Genomic DNA, 2,160 nt, shown 5'->3' with positions numbered 1-2,160 from the left:
CAACCTCGACGCGCATATCAGCCGTATCGACCTTGTCGGCCGCGACGCGATCGTCCTGCGCGACGGCCAGCAGGTTACCGAGTTCCGCGAAGGTTTGCTCCCCTGGGCGTTGCAGACCCCGACCGCACTCGTGTTCGACGAATATGATGCGGGGCGCCCCGACGTGATGNNTTCGTGATCCAGCGCGTGCTGGAGACCGAGGGCAAGCTGACCTTGCTAGACCAGAACCGCGTCATCCGCCCAAACCCCTATTTCCGGCTGTTCTCGACCGCGAACACCGTCGGGCTCGGCGACACGAGCGGGCTTTATCATGGCACGCAGCAGATCAACCAAGGCCAGATGGACCGCTGGAACATTGTCGTTACGCTGAACTATCTGCCCGCGGCGACCGAAAGCGCGATCATCCTCGCCAAAGTACCGAATACAGACGACACGACCGTCGCCAATATGGTCAAGGTCGCCGATTTGACCCGCCATGGCTTTATCAACGGCGACATTTCGACCGTGNNTGATGAGCCCGCGCACGGTGATCAGCTGGGCACAGAATGCCGCGATCTTCAACAATCTCGGCTTCGCCTTTCGCCTCAGCTTCCTCAACAAATGCGACGAGGCCGAGCGGATGATCGTTGCTGAGTATTATCAGCGCGTGTTTGGCGAAGATTTGCCCGAAGGGGTGATCGGCAAGTGACGATGATGCGCCGCCTAACGGTGGCGGCTGTCGCGCTGGCAGTCTCGGGCTGTAGCCTCGCTGCGGTCGACTACGGCCCCGTCCGCCATGCCGACTATGTCGCCGACCCGCGCTGCACCGCGCAGCCGGGCGCCGTGGTCGATGGCGAGGCGCTGCCTCTGTTTTTCGCGACCACGCGCCTGCCCGACTGCCGCACGTCCGAAATCAACCTGCTGCGCCACCGCGGCGACAAGATGCGTTATGGCCGTTTCGCAGCGCCGGTTGAGGCCGAGGTAGGCGGCAAGAAAAAGCTCCGCACCCCGATGGCATTCCAGGCATCGGCCGACTGGTGGACCGCGTTGCAGGCCGAGACCGACCGGCGGCAGGGCCGCGTCCTGCTCTACGTCCATGGTTATCGCGAGACGTTCGAGACGACGTCGAAGGATGCGGCACAGATCGCGCGGATGACCGGCTTCGACGGGCCGGTGATCGAGTATAGTTGGCCGTCGCAGGGCGAAGTGCTGAGCTATGCGGTCGACGAGACCAATATGTATCACGACGTCCGCAATTTCCGCGATTTCTTGAAAACGCTGGCCGAGCGGCCTTGGGTCAAGGAGATCGTCGTCGTATCGCACTCGCTGGGCGCACGGCTGGTGATCCCGGCCATCGCGTATGTCGATCGCACGTCGAGCAGCGCTGACAGCAGCAACATCTCGAACGTCATCCTGGCATCGCCCGACATCGACCGCGAAACTTTCGAGCGCGATATCGAGGAAGAAGTCCTGGCGCCGCGCCGGGTCGCCAATAACCGGCGGATCACCGTCTATGTCTCGCACGCCGACAAGGCACTGGCGGCGTCGCGCGCGCTGCATGGTTATCCGCGACTTGGATCGCCCTATTGCTTCGATCCGTTCGAAGCCGCCGATCTGAAGGCCAAGGGGTTACCGGTGCGATGCTATCCAAAATCGGTCGCCGGCCTGACCGTCGTCGATACGACCGACGTGTCGCGCACCACTACCGGGCATAGTAATTTCCTGCGCAGCGCCGTCGCGTGCCGCGACTTTGTCGATGTCGCCCAGGACAAGCGCGCGCGACCCGACCGGGTGGCGACGCATTTGGCGCATGTGTTCCGGTTGCTTCCCGATCCGGCAGACCCGAAGCCCGATGACGAAGCGATCTGCAACCGCGTGCCGGTGGTTGCTGCGCCCTAAAAACCGCACATGATGGCGAAATCGGCGATCCAGATCGCTGGCCCCTCGCCGGTCCACAGCCATAGTCCGCCCGCCGCGACGACCGCGAACAGCGCAAGCGCCACCACGTCCTGTCGCTGCACCCTCACGCTGGTTGCAATCGTCGGACCGGCGCATCGGCGATCGGCAGATGGACCAGACCCGCGAACAGCCCGAGCGCGATCGAAATGCCCCAAGCGATATTATAGCTGCCGGTGGCGTCAAAGATCAGACCCGCCATCCACGCACCGAAAAAGCTGCCGA

At 63.2% G+C, this 2,160-nt stretch carries 2 protein-coding genes; one reads left to right on the top strand and one right to left on the bottom strand.

All coding sequences use genetic code 11. The features are described 5' to 3' along the window. Positions 1-690: 690 nt before the first annotated feature. Complete coding sequence (locus B4F07_RS00595; protein ID WP_293703778.1) at positions 691-1,878, top strand: alpha/beta hydrolase; 1,188 nt, start codon at positions 691-693, stop codon at positions 1,876-1,878. On the opposite strand, the gene B4F07_RS00590 is transcribed toward B4F07_RS00595, so the two are convergent. Then, a complete protein-coding gene (locus B4F07_RS00590; protein WP_293704338.1) occupies positions 1,875-2,000 on the bottom strand; it encodes a hypothetical protein in 126 nt (41 codons plus the stop codon). The genes B4F07_RS00595 and B4F07_RS00590 overlap by 4 nt on opposite strands. Positions 2,001-2,160 lie beyond the last annotated feature (160 nt).

Source organism: Sphingopyxis sp. UBA6723 (genome assembly GCF_002454115.1).
Taxonomy (GTDB): domain Bacteria; phylum Pseudomonadota; class Alphaproteobacteria; order Sphingomonadales; family Sphingomonadaceae; genus Sphingopyxis.
Note: the sequence above shows the minus strand (reverse complement) of the source record. Positions and strands in the feature narration are given on the sequence as shown.

What these genes read in the sequence shown, in the direction of transcription:
- B4F07_RS00595 (WP_293703778.1), top strand. Translation starts at nt 691, where the DNA reads ATGATGCGCCGCCTAACGGTGGCGGCTGTCGCGCTGGCAGTCTCGGGC.